The sequence below is a fragment of the Paenibacillus diazotrophicus genome (assembly GCF_042610465.1).
Map to the genome: position 1 here is coordinate 186,289 of NZ_JBGJZN010000007.1, position 20,634 is coordinate 206,922.

17 protein-coding genes are annotated in these 20,634 nt (G+C 51.1%); 16 read left to right on the plus strand and 1 reads right to left on the minus strand.

Features of this window, described 5'->3' with window-relative positions:
* The first annotated feature begins 9 nt into the window (after positions 1-9).
* The 15 genes from ACAN54_RS23500 to murG all read left to right on the plus strand — a co-directional run bounded on the left by ACAN54_RS23500 (position 10) and on the right by murG (position 19,079).
* Entirely contained in the window at positions 10-1,005 is a 996-nt protein-coding gene (locus tag ACAN54_RS23500; protein ID WP_379161210.1) for an ABC transporter ATP-binding protein, read from the plus strand.
* The gene (locus tag ACAN54_RS23505; RefSeq protein ID WP_379161212.1) at positions 1,002-1,922 is read left to right on the plus strand and encodes an ABC transporter ATP-binding protein; all 921 of its coding nucleotides are present in this window, start codon (positions 1,002-1,004) and stop codon (positions 1,920-1,922) included. The genes ACAN54_RS23500 and ACAN54_RS23505 overlap by 4 nt, the downstream gene beginning before the upstream one ends.
* Before the next feature lie 217 nt (positions 1,923-2,139).
* Positions 2,140-3,771, plus strand: a complete 1,632-nt coding sequence (gene bshC, locus ACAN54_RS23510; protein ID WP_379161214.1) for a bacillithiol biosynthesis cysteine-adding enzyme BshC — start codon at positions 2,140-2,142, stop codon at positions 3,769-3,771.
* A gap of 46 nt (positions 3,772-3,817) precedes the next feature.
* Positions 3,818-5,089 (plus strand): adenosylhomocysteinase, encoded by a 1,272-nt coding sequence (locus ACAN54_RS23515; protein ID WP_379161217.1) that lies wholly within the window; start codon positions 3,818-3,820, stop codon positions 5,087-5,089.
* 227 nt (positions 5,090-5,316) lie between these two features.
* Positions 5,317-5,754, plus strand: a complete 438-nt coding sequence (mraZ, locus tag ACAN54_RS23520) for a division/cell wall cluster transcriptional repressor MraZ (protein ID WP_020427850.1) — start codon at positions 5,317-5,319, stop codon at positions 5,752-5,754.
* A gap of 39 nt (positions 5,755-5,793) precedes the next feature.
* Positions 5,794-6,747: a 16S rRNA (cytosine(1402)-N(4))-methyltransferase RsmH gene (rsmH, locus tag ACAN54_RS23525; RefSeq protein ID WP_379161220.1), complete on the plus strand. Its 954-nt coding sequence runs from the start codon at positions 5,794-5,796 to the stop codon at positions 6,745-6,747.
* A 23-nt stretch (positions 6,748-6,770) separates the two neighbouring features.
* The gene (locus ACAN54_RS23530; RefSeq protein WP_379161222.1) at positions 6,771-7,163 is read left to right on the plus strand and encodes a cell division protein FtsL; all 393 of its coding nucleotides are present in this window, start codon (positions 6,771-6,773) and stop codon (positions 7,161-7,163) included.
* A gap of 47 nt (positions 7,164-7,210) precedes the next feature.
* Positions 7,211-9,439 (plus strand): penicillin-binding transpeptidase domain-containing protein, encoded by a 2,229-nt coding sequence (locus tag ACAN54_RS23535; RefSeq protein ID WP_379161224.1) that lies wholly within the window; start codon positions 7,211-7,213, stop codon positions 9,437-9,439.
* Between the two features lie 93 nt (positions 9,440-9,532).
* Positions 9,533-11,461, plus strand: a complete 1,929-nt coding sequence (locus ACAN54_RS23540) for a stage V sporulation protein D (RefSeq protein WP_379161226.1) — start codon at positions 9,533-9,535, stop codon at positions 11,459-11,461.
* Positions 11,462-11,509: 48 nt separating this feature from the next.
* Positions 11,510-12,997 carry a UDP-N-acetylmuramoyl-L-alanyl-D-glutamate--2,6-diaminopimelate ligase gene (locus ACAN54_RS23545; protein WP_379161606.1) on the plus strand — a complete coding sequence of 496 codons (1,488 nt, stop codon included), beginning with the start codon at positions 11,510-11,512 and terminating at the stop codon, positions 12,995-12,997.
* Entirely contained in the window at positions 12,994-14,409 is a 1,416-nt protein-coding gene (locus tag ACAN54_RS23550; protein WP_379161229.1) for a UDP-N-acetylmuramoyl-tripeptide--D-alanyl-D-alanine ligase, read from the plus strand. The genes ACAN54_RS23545 and ACAN54_RS23550 overlap by 4 nt, the downstream gene beginning before the upstream one ends.
* Before the next feature lie 14 nt (positions 14,410-14,423).
* Positions 14,424-15,389: a phospho-N-acetylmuramoyl-pentapeptide-transferase gene (gene mraY / locus ACAN54_RS23555; RefSeq protein WP_379161231.1), complete on the plus strand. Its 966-nt coding sequence runs from the start codon at positions 14,424-14,426 to the stop codon at positions 15,387-15,389.
* A gap of 3 nt (positions 15,390-15,392) precedes the next feature.
* Entirely contained in the window at positions 15,393-16,811 is a 1,419-nt protein-coding gene (murD, locus tag ACAN54_RS23560) for a UDP-N-acetylmuramoyl-L-alanine--D-glutamate ligase (RefSeq protein WP_379161233.1), read from the plus strand.
* A gap of 49 nt (positions 16,812-16,860) precedes the next feature.
* Entirely contained in the window at positions 16,861-17,958 is a 1,098-nt protein-coding gene (gene spoVE, locus ACAN54_RS23565) for a stage V sporulation protein E (protein WP_379161236.1), read from the plus strand.
* 5 nt (positions 17,959-17,963) lie between these two features.
* Positions 17,964-19,079: an undecaprenyldiphospho-muramoylpentapeptide beta-N-acetylglucosaminyltransferase gene (murG, locus tag ACAN54_RS23570; protein WP_379161238.1), complete on the plus strand. Its 1,116-nt coding sequence runs from the start codon at positions 17,964-17,966 to the stop codon at positions 19,077-19,079.
* Between the two features lie 8 nt (positions 19,080-19,087).
* Here the strand turns inward: murG and ACAN54_RS23575 are convergent, their stop codons facing one another.
* Positions 19,088-19,300: a hypothetical protein gene (locus tag ACAN54_RS23575; RefSeq protein WP_379161240.1), complete on the minus strand. Its 213-nt coding sequence runs from the start codon at positions 19,298-19,300 to the stop codon at positions 19,088-19,090.
* Here ACAN54_RS23575 and murA point away from each other — a divergent pair.
* Positions 19,300-20,583 carry a UDP-N-acetylglucosamine 1-carboxyvinyltransferase gene (murA, locus tag ACAN54_RS23580; RefSeq protein ID WP_379161242.1) on the plus strand — a complete coding sequence of 428 codons (1,284 nt, stop codon included), beginning with the start codon at positions 19,300-19,302 and terminating at the stop codon, positions 20,581-20,583. The genes ACAN54_RS23575 and murA overlap by 1 nt on opposite strands.
* The last annotated feature ends 51 nt before the right edge of the window (positions 20,584-20,634 follow it).

Below are 20,634 nucleotides of genomic sequence, written 5' to 3' on the forward strand. Positions count from 1 at the left end.
GTGAATATGATGGAACCCATTCTGCAAGTCAAGGATCTGCATGTTTCCTTTTTTGTTAAAGGCGGAGAAGTACAAGCTGTCCGTGGTATGAATTTTGAAGTAGGCAAAGGTGAAACAGTAGCCATTGTTGGTGAATCCGGCAGCGGCAAGAGTGTTACCGCACAATCAATTATGCGGCTTATTCCTACGCCCCCTTCCAAAGTGAAAAAAGGCGAGATTATTTTTCAGGGACAGAATCTGCTGGACAAAAGCATGAAGCAAATGGAAACGATTCGCGGCAAAGATATTGGCATGATCTTTCAAGACCCGATGACTTCTTTGAACCCAACGATCAAGGTGGGCAAACAGATAACCGAAGTTTTGATCAAACATCAGAAAATGTCAGCGGCCGAAGCGAAAGAGCAAGGTATTGAGATGCTGAAGCTCGTAGGCATCAAAAATGCGGAGGCTCGCTTTAACCAATATCCCCACGAATTCTCCGGCGGTATGCGCCAGCGTGTAATGATCGCCATTGCACTGGCTTGCCGCCCGGCCCTGCTGATTGCAGATGAGCCGACAACGGCGCTTGATGTAACGATTCAGGCGCAGATCATGGAAGTCATGCAAGATATGCAGCAAAAGCTCGGGACCTCCATCATACTGATTACACATGACCTCGGCGTTGTTGCCGGAATGTGTGACCGGGTCATCGTCATGTATGCTGGTGAAGTAGTGGAAACCGGAACCAGATGGGAAATCTTTAAAAATCCGCAGCATCCGTATACCAAGGGGTTACTGCGGTCGATGCCGCGTCTGGACCAAAAGAAGGGCGAGCCGCTGATCCCGATCATCGGTACTCCCCCGGATCTGATCAAACCGCCGGTCGGCTGTCCGTTCACGGCACGCTGCAGTGAAGCGATGCATGTCTGCGAACAAATCGATCCCGGTGCAACAGAATTCAGTGAAACGCACATGGCGCGTTGCTGGAATCTGCATTCGATGGCCAAGGAGGTGCAGTTCGTTTGAGTAAGAACCTGATTGAAGTTGAAGGTCTTAAGAAGTATTTTAATGTAGGTAAGGGAAGAGTTCTTAAGGCTGTTGACAATATTAATTTCACGATTCGCGAAGGCGAAACCCTGGGAATGGTAGGGGAATCCGGATGTGGTAAAACAACTGCCGGCCGGACAGTGCTTCGTCTTTACGAACCCACTGCTGGCAGTGTGAAATATAACGGAACGGATATCTACAAATTGTCTCCGGGCAAAATGAAAGCTATGCGCCGTGATATGCAAATGATCTTCCAGGATCCGTATGCATCGCTGAATCCGCGTTTTACGGTTTCGGATATCATTGGTGAAGCACTGGATATCCACGGTATGGCTGGAAGCCGTGCAGAACGCAAAAAACGGATTGAAGAGCTGTTGGATATGGTTGGACTCAACCATGACCATGCAACCCGCTATCCGCATGAATTCTCCGGTGGACAACGTCAGCGTATCGGAATCGCACGTTCACTAGCGGTTAATCCTAAATTCATCGTCTGCGATGAGCCGATCTCCGCGCTGGACGTATCTATTCAGGCGCAAGTGGTCAACCTGCTGAAGGAACTGCAGGACCGTCTTGGACTAACCTATCTGTTTATTGCACATGACCTGTCCATGGTTAAGCATATCAGTGACCGTGTGGCTGTTATGTATCTGGGCAAAATGGTTGAGCTGGCAGAGAGTGAAGAGCTGTATGCCAATCCTATCCATCCTTATACGAAGTCGCTGCTGTCCGCGATTCCAGTACCGGATCCGGATGTGGAAGCGAACAAGAAACGTATTCATCTGCATGATGAACTGGGTACTCCAATCTACGCGGCTGGGGAAAAAACCAATGACAGTGATTTTGAATTGGTTGAAGTTTCGAAGGGCCACTTTGTAGCCAAGCAATTCGCATAGGAATATACAATTAATATTACCTCGATATATTATTTGACGAAGTATACCTTAGGCGGGAGCATTCAGCTCTCGCCTATTGTTTCGTTAGTAACCGGCTGCTAATTAAAGGAACAGCGGGTTTCTTTGACGGCGCCCTTAACTTTGGATACAATCATAAAGAGTTTATCCGACCCATTGATTACATATAGCAGCATAGTAGAACAGGAGGCAATTGCACATGAATGTAGTACCTGAGCCCGTTCCGGGCGGGTCGGCACTAGCCCGCGACTATATACATCATTATGAAAAAGTAGGTCATTTGTACGGCGGGGATTTCCGCAGTGAGGCCAGCAGAGCCGAGCGTGCAAAGTGGCTGGACAGTACTGAAGAACTGCGTGCTGACCGTTCCGGGATTGCTGAATGTTTAAGACAATATAATCTTAAATTCAATTCTCATTCTGCGGTGATGGATTCCCTGGCACTTCTGGAGCAAAAAGGGACTTTGGTCGTTACTGGCGGCCAGCAGAGCGGTTTGTTCACGGGTCCGCTTTTTGTTATATATAAGGCAATTACAACGATTCAGGCGGCAAAAGAAGCGGCAGCACAGCTCGGACGACCCGTGGTTCCGTTGTTTTGGATTGCAGGCGAGGATCATGATTGGGATGAGGTCAATCACACCTATGTCTTGAACCGTACAGGGGAGATCACTAGACTTAAGCTGGACAAGGCCGATGAACTCCGGTCTTCGGTAAGTGCGATCCAGGTTGAGGAAGAAAGCTGGCTGCAAATGATCGGGCAATTGGACAACCTGCTGCAGGAAAGTGAGTTCAAGCCACAGATTATGGAAGTGATCCGCGATTCCTCGGCTGCAGGATGCAGCATGAGTGATGCTTTTGCTAAGCTGATGGGTTCGCTGTTCGGCAGATTCGGCCTGATTCTGCTGGATTCCGCAGACCCCGGGCTGCGGAAGCTGGAAGTCCCGATGTTCAAATCTATGATTGAACAGAACGATGAACTGGAGACCGCATATCATAAGTCTGCTGCAAGGATAGCGGATAGCGGATATGAGCTTCAGGCTGCTGTAACTGCTGGCGGGGCCAATCTTTTCTATATACATCAAGGTGCACGCCTGTTGCTTCACAAAGAGGAAGGTCGCTTCACTGACCGAAAAGGCGCGGTCTCCTTTTCCCGACAGGAGTTACTGGAGCAGCTCGAGAAACATCCTGAACGGTTTAGCAACAATGTACTCACCAGACCGCTCATGCAGGATTATGTGCTGCCGGTACTGGCAACAGTGCTTGGACAAGGTGAAATCGCTTATTGGGCTATTCCGCAGCCAGCGTTTGAGGTGGTGGGGGAACGGATGCCGTTAATCATTCCGCGTATGTCCTTCACGGTTGTGGAAGGGACACTTCACAAGCATATGGACAAGTACCAGCTTGTTTTTGGCGATGTTCTTCAGGGCTTGGAGGAGAAAAGAAAGAAATGGCTCGCCGCTCAGGATGAGCTGGAGCTGGAGCGCCGGTTCGAGGAGACAAAGACTGCTTTTACTGCAATGTACGAACCGCTGATTGAACAGCTAGGCTCGATACAAGCGGGACTTCTGAAACTCGGTGCAAACAATAAAGACAAGATTCTGGATCAGATTACGTTCCTTCAGACCAAAGCCCAGGATGCTATGGAGAAGCAGAACGAAGCTGCGATCCGCCAGTGGGAACGGATTGAACTGTCGCTAATGCCGCTGGGCAAGCTGCAGGAGAGAGTATATAATGTAACTTACTATCTGAACCGATACGGTCCGGAATGGCTGGATGAGCTGATGAACATCCCTGCAGATTACAGCGGGAACCACCGCTTGATATATATGTAAAATTCAAAGAAGCGGTTTTTCCGCAAAACTTTCAGGAGGTTTTACAATGAGTTCAATGTCGAAAGAAAATAGTATTGTCGCAGATATGTCGCTGGCTCCGGAAGGACATCTCAAAATCGACTGGGTTCGCCAGCATATGCCTGTATTGAACCGTATCCGGGAGCAGTTCGAAGCCGAGCAGCCGTTCAAGGGTTTGAAGGTGTCGATTACGCTTCATCTGGAAGCCAAAACGGCTTATCTGGCTAAGGTTGTTCAAGCCGGCGGTGCCGAGGTAACAATTACCGGTTCCAATCCATTATCCACTCAAGATGATGTCTGCGCAGCACTGGTTGAAGACGGCATAACGGTATTCGCCAAATACAACCCTTCCCCTGAAGAGTTCAAGGCTCTGAATATCAAAGCTTTGGAGAGCAAGCCGGATCTGATTATTGATGACGGCGGTGATTTTGCTACACTGCTGCATTCCGAGCGTCCCGACCTGATGGAGAATATCCGGGGCGGCGCAGAAGAGACCACTACCGGGATCATCCGGTTAAAAGCACTGCAGAAGCAGGGTATTCTCAAGTTCCCTATGGTCGCTGTAAATGATGCCTATTGTAAATATTTGTTCGACAACCGTTATGGTACGGGCCAGTCAGCCTGGGACGGGATTGTCCGCACTACTAATCTGATTGTAGCCGGTAAAACAGTTGTAGTAGTGGGTTACGGCTGGTGCGGTAAAGGTGTGGCCATGCGGGCCAAAGGCCTCGGTGCCAACGTGATCGTTACTGAAGTGGACGCGATTAAAGCTGTAGAAGCCCATATGGATGGATTTCACGTAATGCCGATGCTGGAAGCAGCAAAACGCGGCGATTTCTTTGTTACCGTGACAGGTAACCGCTATGTGATCCGCGGGGAGCATTACGATGTGATGAAGGATGGGGCGATCATGTGCAATGCGGGCCATTTTGACGTTGAAGTGAATAAGCCTGAACTGTCCGAGCGTTCCGTATCCCAGCGAACGGTACGCAAGAATATTGAAGAATACCAGTTGAAAGACGGTCGCAAACTGTATCTGCTTGCCGAAGGCCGCCTGGTGAACTTGGGAGCTGCTGACGGACATCCTGCCGAGATTATGGATACCACTTTTGCACTGCAGGCACTTTCACTTAAATATGTAAATGATAATTACAAGAGCATTGGCGTCAAAGTAGAGAATGTTCCTTACGATCTGGACGAGCAGGTAGCCCGCTATAAGCTGGAGAGTCTGGGGATTTCCATTGACAGCCTGACTCCGGCACAGGTCGAATACCTCGACAGCTGGAATCTCGATGCATAACCTATAGAACGGAATACAAGGTGTCCGGGCCATGTAAATGGTTCGGGCACTTTTTTTTGAAATATAAGCTGTATATGCCCGGCGGTTTCTGCTTGCCCCCTTGACAAAAAGAAAAAATTACCTCCCTTGTGAAAAAGGATTTTGATTTTTAATGGCGAATCTATTATGCTTAGGTGGTGTAAAGTGGGGCAAAGTGGGGAATTAGAAGTTAGAGGTGGGGAATAATTATGTTTATGGGGGAATATCAGCATAGCATTGACGACAAAGGCCGAATCATTATCCCGGCCAAGTTTCGTGACATGCTCGGAACCTCCTTCGTAGCAACCCGCGGCCTCGACACTTGTCTATTTGTTTATCCCATGGAAGAATGGGGCATCATGGAGCAAAAGCTCAAAAGCCTTTCACTGATGAAATCGGATGCTCGTGCCTTCAGCCGCTTTTTTTTCTCGGGAGCGACCGAATGTGTATGGGACAAGCAAGGCAGAGTGAATCTGCCGGGGAATTTGCGGCAATATGCCAAGCTGGATAAGGACTGTGTGATTCTGGGCGTTTCGAACCGGGTGGAGATCTGGAACAAAGAGCTATGGGAGCAGTACTTCGAACAGTCAGAGGAAACGTTCAACGAGATTGCCGAGAAATTGGTTGATTTCAACTTCGATCTATAACACATATATTATTCGAATACTGCCCTGGAGGGATGCAGCTTGTTTCACCACATCACGGTGCTTAAGGAAGAAGCGACAGAAGGGCTGCACATCAAGAAGGATGGCATCTACGTGGATTGCACACTCGGCGGAGCGGGACATAGTGCTCTAATTGCCGGTAAGCTCAGCGGCGAAGGCCGGCTGATCTGTCTGGATCAGGATGACTGGGCGCTTCAGAATGCAAGGGAGCGTCTCGCTGAATATGGAGACAGGGTGGTTTTGGTGAAAACCAACTTCCGCGATCTTGAACAAGTGCTTAAGGAACTCCCTTTTGTTCCGCAAAAGGATGGCGTTCCCCAGGTAGATGGAATTCTATACGATCTTGGTGTGTCCTCGCCCCAGTTTGATGAAGGGGAACGGGGATTCAGCTATAATCACGATGCTCCGCTGGACATGCGGATGGATCAGTCCGCTGAGCTGACTGCAGCCGACATTGTGAATACCTGGCCTGAACAGGAGATTGCCCGTGTGCTTTTCCAGTATGGAGAAGAGAAATTCTCACGGCGGATTGCCCGCAAGATTGTGGAGCGGAGAGAAGAACATCCTGTGGAGAGCACGGGAGAATTGGCGGAGTTGATTAAGGAAGGTATCCCGGCGGCCGCACGCCGCACGGGTGGGCATCCCGCCAAACGCAGCTTTCAGGGACTCCGGATTGCGGTGAACGATGAACTTGGTGCTTTTGAAGAAGGGCTTCACGCAGCGGTACGCTGCCTGGCACCCGGAGGAAGAGTATCCGTGATCACCTTTCACTCCCTGGAGGACCGGATTTGCAAACAGATTTTCAGCAGCTACTTAAGCAGATGCACATGTCCGCCAGACTTCCCATATTGCGTATGCGGTGCAGAAGGCACCTTGAAGCTAATTAACCGCAAACCGCTTGTTCCTTCAGAAGAAGAGCTTGAGCAGAACACACGTGCACGTTCAGCGAAGCTGCGGATCGCAGAGAAATTGTAAATAACGATAAAGGAGAGTCAGAGATGGCCTATACCCGCGGCAACTTAGCAGTTCAACCCAAAAGAAAAGAAGAGGCAGACAGGCTTTACCGTGAGAAAACAAAAGTAGTCACGCGACGCATGGTACTTCCACTGCAGGAGAAACTTCTCTACATGCTGACACTAGGTGTGTTCGTTCTGGTTGCTGTCACCCTGATTTGGCGATATGTCCATATTTACGATTTGAATCTGCAGGCGCAGAAACTGGATGCCAAAATTGCTTCAACCAAAAAAGATATCGCAACGTTTCAGATGGAGAAGCAGAGTCTTGAACAGACAGTGGCCAAGAGGGCTGCTGAGCTTGGATACGTCAAGCCATCTGATGATTCGACCATCTATATACCACTGAGCAGCACGGCCACTGACGGAGACCATTAATCAGCGATTGGCAGCAATCGCAATAATAGAGTTGGTGAGGTTGGCTTATGGTAAAAAGAATAAAACTTCGCACGCTGTTTATAGGAGGGTGTATTACCCTCTTTTTTCTTGTTTTAGTAGGTCGGGTGTTTTGGCTTCAGGTTATGGACGGTGAGTATTGGCAGGATAAGGCAGCCAAACAGTGGGCTCACTCTGCAACCATCAGAGCGGTGCGCGGTGAGATTGAAGACCGCAACGGCAATATCCTCGCCAGTGATGTTCCTGCTTACACTATTGTCGTCAATCCTGAGGTCATTGCAGAGCAGGGGATTGGCCAGGAAGTGATAGATGGGCTGCATGAGCTGCTGGGCAAACCCGTAGACGAGCTCAAGCCATTGATCGAGGCCAAGGATGAGAAGGGCAACTATCTCAAAAACCGTGAGATCCGTAATGAAGGCTGGAAGATTGACAAGGAGCTCAAGGATAAGGTAGTGGCCTTTTACGAGGAACTGGGCAAAAAACATGATATCCGGGAAACCGGTGTCGGATACGTTACGGAGCAGAAACGATATTATCCCAAAGATACACTAGCCGCGCACATCTTGGGCTATACCGACAGAGACGGCAAGGCGATCATGGGGCTGGAGAAGTATTTTGACAAGCAGCTGAAGGGTACGGACGGCAAACTTCTCTATCAAAGTGATGGCAAAGGCGTCAAGCTTCCGGATTCCAAGGATACTTATCAGCCTGTGGTTAACGGGAGCAATTTCAGGCTGACTATAGACAGCACAATTCAATTCTATATTGAGCAAGCTATGCAGAAGGCATATGCCCAATACAAGCCTAAAAGCATCAGTGTTATAGCTGCTGATCCAAACACAATGGAGATTCTGGGCATGGCGAATATGCCTACCTTTAATCCTAATGAGTACTGGGACCCTAATCAGGATGCTGCTGGCTTCTATAATCACGCGATCAAATCCAGGTATGAGCCAGGTTCAACCTTTAAAATTGTTACACTGGCCGGAGTGGTGCAAGAAAAATTGTTTAATCCTGAAGCCACTTTTCAATCGGGCCAAATTCGGATTAAGGGGTATAGCAAGCCGCTGCACGACATCAACAGAGTGGGCTGGGGTGAAATCTCGTTCCTGGAGGGCGTGAAGCGTTCAAGTAACGTAGCTTTTGTTAAGCTGGGGTATGAAATGCTTGGCCAGGAGAGATTGCTGCAATACATTAATGATTTTGGATTCAATGAAAAAACCGGAATCGACCTGCCGGGTGAAACCATCGGTATCGTCAATCCTGATCCGAATAAATCAGTCGAGAATGCAACTTTGGCTTATGGGCACGGTAAGGTACTGGTTACACCGATTCAGCAACTGACTGCAGTGTCCGCAATCGCTAATGGCGGCAAACTGATGGTTCCGCATGTGGTCAAGGAAATCACCGACCCGAATACCGGCAAGAAGACCATTACCCAGCCTGAAGTGGTACGCCAGGTGATATCGAAGGAGAGTGCACGTGAAACTGGCGGCTACCTGGAACAGGTTGTTGCGGATCAGGTGAAGGGAACCGGACGGCATGCCTACATTGAGGGCTATCGTGTAGCAGGTAAGACGGGTACGGCAATCAAAGTAAACGGTACGGATTATGACCGAAACAAGGTATTGTCTTCCTTTATCGGATATGCACCAGTGAATGATCCCAAGATTGCGGTGATTGTGATTATTGATGAGCCGCAGGGTGAAGATGGCGGGAATGGCGGCGGGGCGGTTGCTGCCCCAGTGTTCCAGGAAATTGTGTCGCAGGCGCTGCCTTATATGGGAGTGCCCAAGGTGAGTGAGGATTCTGCAGACAGTACTTCCAAAACCGTTAAGACTGCTGTTGCCCCGTTGCGATCCACTCCGGATCTCACCGGCAAAACGGTACAGGCAGCCCGAAAGCTGCTGATTGATCAGGGCTTTGACTTTGAAGCTGTGGGAGAAGGAGCTACAGTGGTCAGCCAATATCCTGAGAAAGGGACGACACTCGCTTCGGGTCAGCGCATCTATCTGCTGAGCCAGCAGGGAGAGAAGCCCGTTATACCGGATTTGCGCGGACAGTCGCTTCGTGATGCGTTGGAAATCCTTAGCCTGTTGAAGGTAGGCATTGCAGTGGATGGCGAGGGTTATGTGTCTGCGCAAACGGAAGGGATCAAGAACGGTAAGACACAGGTTACGCTGTCGCTGAAACCGATCAATGAATATGGAGAGGATATTCCTCCCCCTCCTGACGAGGAAGAACCACCTGAAGAATAAGGCCATCGCATAGGCTTGTTCTAACCCCTGTTTGTCCTGAATAGTCATGAAGATAAGAGCTCATGTCTAGAACAGCGAAAGCGGGGGGACGGAATGAAGGTTTCAAAAGTCGTAACGCGCCGGAGAATGCTGTGGACGCTGCTGGGACTGGCCGTGTTGTTTGGCGCTCTGGCTGTGCGTCTGGCATATGTACAGCTATCTGAAGGAGAGAAGCTGAGTGCCAGAGCGGAAAGCCAGTGGCGCCGCAATATTCCTTTTACCGCTAAACGTGGTGAAATATTGGACCGGGAAGGGATACCGCTGGCATATAATATCAGCTCGCCGACTGTGTATGCAGTGCCCGTGCAGGTGAAAGAAAAGCAAAAGACAGCACAGACGCTGGCTCCACTGCTCGGTATGAGTGAGATGAAGCTTGTGACTTTATTGTCCAAAAGTCAGTCATCGGTGAAGCTACAGCCCGGCGGCCGCAAAATTACGATGGAGCTGGCCGCGAGCATCCGTGATTTGCAGCTGCCGGGCATCGTTGTGGCTGAGGACAACAAGCGGTTTTATCCTTACGGAGATTTAGCGGCACATATTCTTGGCTTCACCGGTATCGATAATCAAGGCATTACCGGGGTGGAGAGTATATACGACAAGCTGCTTCAGGGCAGCGCAGGCGATATCTCCTATTTGTCGGATGCCGGAGGCCGGCTGATGCCGGGTTCTTCAGAAAAATATTCTGCACCCCGGGACGGCCTTAATCTTCAGCTGACGATAGACAAGCAGATCCAGTCGATTATGGAGCGCGAGCTGGACCAGGCCATGGTGAAATATCAGGCACAGGGCAGTTGGGCTATAGCCATGAACCCGAAGAATGGTGAAATTCTGGCTATGGCCAGCAGACCCGGATATGAACCCGGAGCCTACAAGGAATATGATGCCGGGATCTATAACCGGAATCTTCCAATCTGGATGACTTATGAACCGGGTTCCACCTTCAAAATCATTACCTTGGCCGCTGCGCTCCAGGAAGGTAAAGTGGATTTGCAGAATGACCGTTTTTTTGATCCTGGCTATATCGAAGTAAGCGGGGCCAAACTGCGCTGCTGGAAGAAGGGCGGGCATGGCAGCCAGACCTTTCTTGAGGTGGTGGAGAACTCCTGCAATCCCGGATTTGTGGCGCTGGGACAACGGCTCGGCAAAGACACCTTGTTCAAATATATCCGTGAGTTTGGATTTGGCTCCAAGACCGGTATTGATCTGAACGGTGAAGCAAGCGGAATTCTCTTTAAGCCTGCACAAGTCGGACCCGTAGAGCTGGCGACTACCGCTTTTGGCCAAGGGGTATCCGTCACGCCGATTCAGCAGATCGCTGCTGTCTCGGCGGCCATTAACGGCGGCAAGCTCTACACACCGCATGTTGCCAAGGCCTGGATCAATCCGGATACCGGAGAGACTGTATCAGATGTGCAGCCGGATATGGTACGTCAGGTCATCTCGGAGGAAACCTCGAAGAAGGTGCGCGCTGCCCTTGAGAGCGTAGTTGCCAAAGGCACAGGCCGGCCGGCTTTTATTGACGGCTACCGTGTGGGAGGCAAGACAGGGACGGCACAAAAGGTCATTAACGGCCGGTATTCGCCTACAGAGCATATTGTATCGTTTATCGGCTTTGCGCCTGCGGATGATCCGCAGATCGTAGTGTATACGGCAGTGGATAATCCGAAGGGTATTCAGTTCGGGGGAGTGGTGGCAGCACCTATCGTGCAGAATATCCTGGAGGACTCCTTGCATTACTTGAAGGTTCCGGAACGTAAAGATCAGCTTCCCAAAACCTATAAATATGGTGAGACTCCGATTGTAACCGTTCCTGATCTTACGGGGGCTACAGTCCAGGATATTTATGAGGATCTGAACATGAACTTCACACTCGCCCGTTCCGGAACAGGCAATACCGTAATTAATCAGGCGCCCAAAGCCGGAGCAAGAGTCGAGCAGGGTTCGACAATCCGGATTTATATGGGGACTGAGGATGGGAAATAATGTTGGATGAATTCTTCTATTCCGAAAAATGCAGAGTGAGGGATGGCTATGAAAGTATATGAATTATCATCTTGTCTCGCGGCTTCGCGGGTATATGGAGATGGAGAGACAGAAATTACGGGACTCCAAGCAGATTCCCGCCGCGTTAAGCCTGGCGACTTGTTCATCTGCCTGCCTGGTTTTACGGTGGATGGGCATGAGTTCGCCCCCCAGGCTGCTGCGAACGGGGCTTCTGCCCTTGTCTGTGAGCGGAAGCTTGAGATTGATCTGCCTCAGATTGTTGTGGATGACTGCCGGTTTGCCATGGCTGTGTTGACAAATGCCTTTTTCGGCTCGCCTAGCAGCCGGATGAGAATGATCGGTGTGACCGGCACGAACGGAAAAACAACGACAACCTACCTGATAGAGCGTATTATGCAGGACCAGAACATCAAGACAGGACTGATCGGAACCATTCAGCTGCGCTATGACGGACAGACCTATCCGGCATCCGGCACAACACAGGAATCCCTTGAGCTGCAGCGTACGCTAAATGATATGGTTCAGAAAGGCGTACAGTGCTGTGTGATGGAAGTCTCCTCGCATGCATTGGAGCAGGGACGTGTAAAGGGAACAGATTTCCGGACGGCCATATTTACCAATTTGACTCAGGATCATCTGGATTATCATCATACGATGGAAGAGTACAGAGCGGCTAAAGGGCTATTCTTTTCCCGGATGGGGAATGTGATTTCGCCATGGAAGGAAGAACGTAAATATGCTGTGCTGAATGCGGACGACGAGGCAAGTGCTTACTTTGCTGCACAGACTGCCGCAGAGGTGATTACATATGGCATTGACACTGCAGCGAATGTCCGGGCCTCGCAAATTTCCATCACTTCTAAAGGAACATTCTTCCATGTAGATACGTTTAAGGGAGAGACTGACATCTCGCTGCGTATGGTAGGTAAATTCAATGTATATAATGCTCTGGCTGCAATTACAGCTGCGCTTCTGGAGAATGTTCCGCTTGCGGACATCAAGGCCAGTCTCGAATCTGTGGCCGGTGTGGCTGGACGCGTGGAGTCCGTAGATGAAGGCCAGGATTTTGCGGTAATCGTAGACTATGCCCATACCCCGGATGGATTGGAAAATGTGCTGCGGGCCGTATGTGAATTTGCTACAGGTAAGGTCCTTACCGTCTTCGGGTGCGGAGGAGACAGAGACACGACCAAGCGCCCGCTGATGGGCAAAATTGCTGCAAAATACAGTGATCATGTTTTTGTAACCTCGGATAATCCCCGCACGGAGGATCCTCTGCTTATTCTTCGGGATATTGAAGCAGGATTGATGGAGGACGGAGTCGCGCAGGACCATTATGAAATGATTGTGGACCGCAGGGAAGCGATCAGAAAAGCTATTGAAATGGCAAGCCCCAGCGATGTAGTATTGATTGCGGGGAAAGGTCACGAGACCTACCAACTGATCGGCGGAGTGGTTCATGATTTCGATGACCGCGTCGTCGCCAAAGAAGTTATAAGGGGCCGAAGCTATTGATTACAAGAACGCTGCAAAACATCGCTGACATGTGCGGGGGAGAACTGTCCTCTGCTAACGATATGGATAAGAGAATTGCGGGAGTCGTTACCGACTCCCGCAAAATTACGCCTGCCTGCCTGTTCGTTCCGCTGGTTGGGGAACATTTTGACGGGCATGACTATAGTGCTGCCTCTTTGGCTGCGGGTGCCGCCGCAACCTTGTGGCAGAAGGATCGGGGAGCCGCTCCTGCGGGGGACGGAGTGATCCTGGTGGAGGATACTCTCTCTGCACTGCAAAAGCTGTCTTCTGCTTATTTAGGCCAAGTCGCTCCGCAGGTGGTTGCCGTCACCGGCAGCAACGGGAAGACAACCACGAAGGATATGATTACAGCTCTGCTGGAAAGAGAATACAAAGTCCACAAGACTGCTGGGAACTTCAACAACCATATTGGTCTGCCGCTGACGATTCTCTCCATGAGTGAGGATATCCAGATTGCTGTGCTGGAGATGGGGATGAGCTCGAGGGGAGAGATTGCACTTCTTGCTTCACTCGCACCGCCTGATGTGGCGGTCATTACCAATGTAGGGGAGTCCCATTTGCTGCAACTGGGGTCCCGCAAGGAAATTGCCCGTGCCAAGCTGGAAATTGCCGAAGGGCTGAAACCTGGAGGTCTCCTGGTTTATAACGGCGATGAACCGCTGCTCTCCGAAGTTATGGCGGAGCCAGGATTTCCTGCACCAGAGGGGATGCGAAGCTTCCGCTTTGGCTTAAACACTGACAACGACGATTATCCTTCGGGAATGATGACACATATCGGTGGAATGACTTTTACTTCCCGTCTACATGCGCAGCGTGCCTTCACGCTGCCGCTGCCGGGCCGTCATAATGTCGTGAATGCTTTGGCTGCGCTGGCGGTTGCCAGCCACTTCAGGGTGTCCGAGGACAATCTTGCAGAAGGCCTCAGCAAGCTTAAACTGACAGGGATGCGGATTGAAATGATGCAGACAGCTTCAGGCATTACCATGTTGAACGATGCCTATAATGCCAGTCCTACCTCGATGAGAGCAGCCATTGATGTGCTGCAAAGCATGAAATGCAGCGGCAAAAAAATCGCTGTACTGGGGGACATGCTGGAACTTGGGCCGGATGAGGCATTGTTCCATCAGGAGATCGGCGCTTACCTGGATCCATCTCTGACAGATCTGGTCTTTACCTATGGTCCTCTTTCTGCGCATATCGCCCGCAAGGCTGAGGCGCGCTTTGGGCCTGAACGGGTATTTGCTTTTACGGATAAAAAGGAGCTTACCGCTGCCTTGATCAGTCTAATTGACCCTAAGGATGTTCTGCTCTTCAAAGCTTCCAGGGGAATGCGGCTGGAGGAAGTGTTGCACAGCTTGAATGAATATTCTCAGACAGATATTAACGAATAGGAGGGGATGTACCCATGGATTATCAATTACTTCTGCTGACAATTGCTGTATCCTTTATCCTTGCGGTCATTGCCGCTCCGCTCATCATTCCGCTGCTGCGGAGGTTGAAATTCGGACAGCAGGTTCGGGATGACGGACCCCAGACTCACTTGAAAAAAGCCGGAACGCCTACGATGGGCGGAATTATCATCATGGTGGCGTTCACGCTGTCTTTTTTGAAATTTTCGGTGGTAGATTCAGACTTTTATGTCCTCTTGGTAGCTACGCTTGGCTATGGGCTGATCGGCTTCCTGGACGACTATATCAAAATTGCGTTCAAGCGTTCCCTGGGACTGACTCCTCGCCAGAAGCTGCTGGGCCAGCTGTTGGTCGGTGCCGTAATGTGCGGGCTGCTGATTAACGCGGGGCACAATACCGGAATCAGTATCCCGGGAACTTCGGTCAGCTTTGACTGGGGGAACTGGTTTTACTATCCGTTCATTATCATTATGATGATGGCTGTAACGAATGCGGTGAATTTTACCGATGGAGTAGATGGGCTGCTGTCAGGTGTCAGTGCGATTGCCCTTGCTGCTTTTGCCGTGGTGGCTATGCAGGCTACCTCGATTGCGGCAGGTGTCTGTGCGGCGGCGATGATCGGAGCGGTACTTGGTTTTCTGGTCTTCAATGCGCATCCGGCGAAGGTATTTATGGGTGATTTCGGATCCTTCGGCATTGGTGGAGCCATTGGTGCGATTGCCATTGTTACCAAAAGCGAGCTTCTTTTTATTGTAATCGGCGGCGTGTTTGTTATTGAAATGCTGTCTGTCGTGCTGCAGGTGGCCTCATTCAAAACCCGCGGCAAACGCATCTTCCGCATGAGCCCGATCCATCATCATTTTGAGCTTGGCGGCTGGTCGGAATGGCGGGTAGTCGTCTCCTTCTGGGCGGTGAGCCTGGTGCTGGCGGCAGTAGGACTAATCTTGAGCAAGGGGTTGTAAAGAATGAAGCATCCGGATGAGTACCGTGGTGAAAAAGTGGTCGTCCTGGGCCTTGCCAAAAGCGGTGTCCAGGTGGCCAAGGTGCTGCATGAGCATGGCGCCATTGTAACGGTCAATGACAAAAAGGAAAGAGATCAAAGTCCCGAAGCTTCCGAACTGGAATCTTTGGGAATTTCTGTTATATGCGGAGGGCATCCCGAAGGATTAATTCATTCAGGGGTAAGCCTGGTAGTGAAGAATCCGGGAATTCCCTATTCCGTGCCCCCGGTTCAAAAAGCAATGGAGCTGGGAATCGAGATCGTGACCGAAGTAGAGGTAGCCTATCACCTTTGTGCAGCGCCTATGATTGGGATTACCGGTTCCAATGGTAAGACGACTACGACCACCTGGGTAGGGCGTATGCTGGACGCTGCGGGAATGAAGCCTATTGTGGCCGGGAATATCGGTACGCCGCTCTGCCAGGCCGCACAAGAGGCTCATGATGATAACTGGATGGTAGTGGAGCTTAGCAGCTTTCAGCTAAAAGGGACCCGGGAGTTCCGTCCCAAGATAGGCTGTCTGCTGAATGTGGCTGAGACCCATCTGGACTATCATGGCGGTATGGAGGACTATATAGCCTCCAAAGCTAAGCTGTTTGAGAGACAAGGGCCAAGTGATACCGCGGTGCTGAACTGGGATGATCCTGTGTGCAGGGAACTGGTGCCTTATATCCAGGCAGGGATTTTGCCTTTTTCAATGACCGAAGAGCTGGTTCAGGGTGTCTTTGTCCGTCCATCTTATGTCCAGGGTACTGATGATGACCTTAAGCGGGTGATTATCTATCGGGATCATTCGGAGAGTGAGACAGAGATTGCCGCTGTTGATACCATCGGCCTGCCGGGCCGCTTCAATGTGGAGAATGCACTGGCAGCCTGCGGGATTGCCATCGCTGCTGGTGCAGACCCTGGCGGGCTAGCTGAAGTACTGGCAAATTTCAGAGGTGTAGAGCACCGGCTGGAATATGTAGCGGATAAAGCGGGAGCTGCCTATTACAACAACTCCAAAGCCACCAACTCCAAAGCTACCTCCATGGCGCTGGCCTCCTTCCGGAAGCCCGTGGTTCTGATTGCCGGCGGCTTGGACCGGGGGTCCGACTATATGGAGCTAATGCCTGTCCTCGGCGGCGTCAAAGCGCTTGTGGCACTGGGACAGACTAAGGACAAGCTGGCGGCCGTTGCAGGTATGGCAGGAGTAAAGCGCATCATCTCCGTCGATAATGGGGAGAGCGCCGCCGCCGTGCTGCAACAAGCCGTGCGGGAGGCTTCCGCTCTGGCGGAAGCGGGAGATATTGTTCTCCTGTCTCCCGCCTGCGCCAGTTGGGATATGTTTACATCCTATGAGGAGCGCGGGCGTATTTTTAAAGAGGCGGTGCATAACCTTTAAGTAGGGGGGTGGATAAGCCCCTACTACGGATGCAAGAGGTGTGCTCCTGATGAACAAATCCCGTCATGCGCCCGATATCTGGATACTGATAGCGATTCTGTCCCTGCTGGCAATCGGTATGGTGATGGTTTACAGCGCAGGTTCTGTATTGGGCTTCCGCAATTATGGCGATTCGTTTTATTTTGTCAAAAGGCAGCTGTTGTTTGCGGGGCTTGGGCTTGGCGCAATGTTCGTTACCGCGAACACCGATTATCTGGTCCTGAAGAGATTGGCCAGGCCGGCGCTGATCATCTGCTTTATTCTGCTGGTCATGGTGCTGATTCCCGGCATCGGTGTTGTGCGCGGCGGGGCCCGTAGCTGGCTTGGCATCAGCTCTTTTGGGATTCAGCCTTCCGAATTTATGAAAATGGGGATGATCCTCTTTCTGGCCAACTGGCTGGGAAAGGATGAGTATGACATCTCTGTGTTCACAAAAGGACTGCTGCCCCCGCTCGCACTGATCGGTTCTGCATTTGCCCTGATTATGCTCCAGCCGGATCTGGGGACAGGCACCGTCATGTTCGGCGCTGCCCTTATGATGATTTTTACTGCCGGGGCCCGAATGAAACATCTGCTCTCTCTTGGTGCCTTGGGAGTAGTGGGGTTTGCTGGCCTCGTAGCTGCTGCTCCTTACCGCCTGCAGCGGATAACAGCATTCCTGGATCCTTGGTCCGATCCGCTGGGGAAGGGTTATCAGATTATCCAATCGCTCTATGCGATTGGTCCAGGCGGACTTGGCGGTCTGGGACTGGGCATGAGCCGGCAAAAGTACAGTTATGTGCCGGAGCCGCAGACTGATTTTATTTTTTCCATTTTGGCTGAGGAGCTTGGGTTTATCGGTGGGCTAATTGTACTGATTCTGTTCCTGATCCTGATCTGGCGAGGGATGAAGGTGGCAATGAGCCTGCCGGACAGATTCGGTAGCTATCTGGCAGTAGGCATAGTCTGTATGGTAGCCGTCCAGGTCATCATCAATATCGGCGTTGTCATCGGCCTTATGCCGGTTACAGGTATCACCCTTCCGCTGATCAGTTATGGCGGCTCATCGCTGACCCTGATGCTCACAGCACTCGGCATTTTACTCAACCTATCCCGTTATGCGAGGTGAAAGATATGCGTATCGTATTAAGCGGCGGCGGCACAGGGGGACATATCTATCCTGCTGTCGCTGTTGCCAGACAACTTGAAGCGGAAGAAGAAGGTTCGGCTTTCCTGTATATTGGCGGGAAACGGGGGCTTGAGAGCAAGCTGGTTCCCCAAGAGAATCTTCCGTTCAAATCGATTGATATCACTGGTTTCCGGCGCAAGCTTTCTATGGACAATGTGAAGACTATAATGCGTTTTCTAAAAGGGGTCAAAGCCTCCAAGGCAATGCTCAGAGAATTTAAGCCGGATGTCGTGATCGGTACAGGCGGTTATGTATGCGGTCCGGTTGTCTATGCTGCCTCTAAGCTTGGGATTCCAACCCTTATTCATGAACAGAATGCGATTCCCGGGCTGACCAACCGTTTTCTCAGCCGTTACGCGGATACGGTTGCCGTTAGCTTTGAAGGCACAGAGTCGGCGTTTCCGGGAGGGAAAAATGTAATCTTTACCGGGAATCCCCGGGCGACAACTGTAACGACGGCGAACCCGCAGCGCGGCTTTGCTTCACTCGGTATACCCGAAGGCAGCACGGTTGTTCTAATGGTGGGGGGCAGCGGCGGGGCACGAGCCATCAATCAGGCTATGATTGAGATGGCCCCTTTTGTGGGTAAGGGTAATGGTGTTCATTATGTTTATGTAACGGGTGAGTCCTATTTCGAGGAAACCCGCAAAGCTCTTCGTGAAAAGCTGGGGGGCGTGCCGAATTGGCTGCATCTGCTCCCTTACATCCATAATATGCCCGAGGTGCTAGCTTGTACTTCCCTTATCGTGAACCGGGCAGGCGCTTCATTTCTGGCTGAAATTACAGCACTTGGTATTCCCTCCGTTCTGATCCCGTCCCCTAACGTGACGAATAATCATCAGGAAGCGAATGCAAGACAATTGGAACGCGAAGGTGCAGCAGTCGTGCTGCTTGAGAAGGATTTGAACGGCCAGGCTCTGATGGAGGCTGTGCAGAAAATCATCAGTGTGGAGTCCGTGCGCAGGCAAATGTCAGAAGCCTCAAGGCGTTTGGGTAAAAGGGATTCTGCTGCAGTGGTCGTAAGCGAGTTGCGCAGGCTAGCCGCAATGCGGAAGCCTTAGGGAAGAGCTTAATGTAACATGGCTGGAAGCTGCTTCCTGTAATTGGTCTGTATTGTCACACACCCGAGTGCACGAACATAGGATAATCCTATAATCGTGACAATCACCCAGAGCACTTCCGGTCCATGAAATGCGGACGCGGGCAGCTTTTCCTGACCGTTATTGATTTGTGTACAGGAAGTGCTTGTGGTGGGTGAGCGGTAATCTCGGAGGTGATACATTGGACAAATTGGTGATTGAGGGTGGGAACCCCCTGTCAGGCACCATACGTATCCATGGAGCAAAAAATGCGGCACTGCCGATTCTGGCGGCTAGCCTGCTGGCCGAAGGAGTTCACTCACTGCATAATGTGCCGAAGCTGCTGGACATTGAGACCATGCTGCACATTCTGGAACGGCTGGGGTGCAGTTGCACACACGAGGACGAGACCGTAACGATGGATACTTCGTCTGTGGATACTTCCCATGTTCCAGAAGATCTGATGCGGCAGATGAGATCCTCAATTTTTCTGATGGGGCCGTTGTTATGCAGATTTGGCGAGGTGACGATTTACCAGCCGGGAGGGTGTGCGATCGGCGAACGCAAGATTGATCTTCACCTCCAGGGGCTCAAACAGCTTGGTGCGGAGATTGAGGAAGTCAACGGGCGGATTTCCTGTAGGGCTGTTAAGCTGAGGGGCAGCGATATTCATCTGGATTATCCGAGTGTAGGGGCTACAGAGAATATTATGATGGCAGCTGCCATGGCAGAGGGCACAACAACGATATCAGGCGCGGCCAGAGAACCTGAAATTCAGGATTTACAGAATTATCTGAACCAAATGGGGGCTCAGATCATCGGTGCAGGTACGGATACGATTACGATTCAAGGGGTGAAAAAACTGCAGCCCTGCAGCTACGAGGTGATCCCGGATAGGATTGTTGCCGGAACAGTGATGATCGCTGCAGCTGCGACACGCGGCAATGTGACGTTGACCCATACCAACGCCGGGCATCTAACCTCGCTTATTCACGTGCTCAGACGGGCTGGTGTTCAAATTACAGTGTGCAATGATATAATTAATATCAGCTGTATGGGACGCCCACGCGCAGTTGAGAGAATCGTAACGTCTCCCTACCCCTCCTTTCCCACAGACCTGCAGTCTCAAGTCATGGTGCTGCTGTCGCTGGCCGACGGATTCAGTGTGATCAAAGAAACTGTGTTTGAGGGCCGCTTCAAGCATGTAGAGGAAATGGGCCGAATGGGTGCCGATATCTCTATTGATCTTAACCGTGCATTTATACGCGGGGTACAGAGATTATACGGAGCTACGGTGGAGGCTACCGACCTGAGGGCAGGAGCTGCCCTGGTGATCGCCGGACTCGCAGCTCAAGGAACCACTGTGGTTGAGCAGGCGCACCATATTGACCGCGGATATGATGGCATTGAGAAGCTCTTTCAGAAGCTTGGAGCACACATCAGCCGCAAAGTACCTGTGCCGGGTCCGCTAGATTTGGCCAATTAAAGCTCCCTGTCTCCTTCAGCCTCAGGTGTTGGAAGGAGACAGGGCCTTATT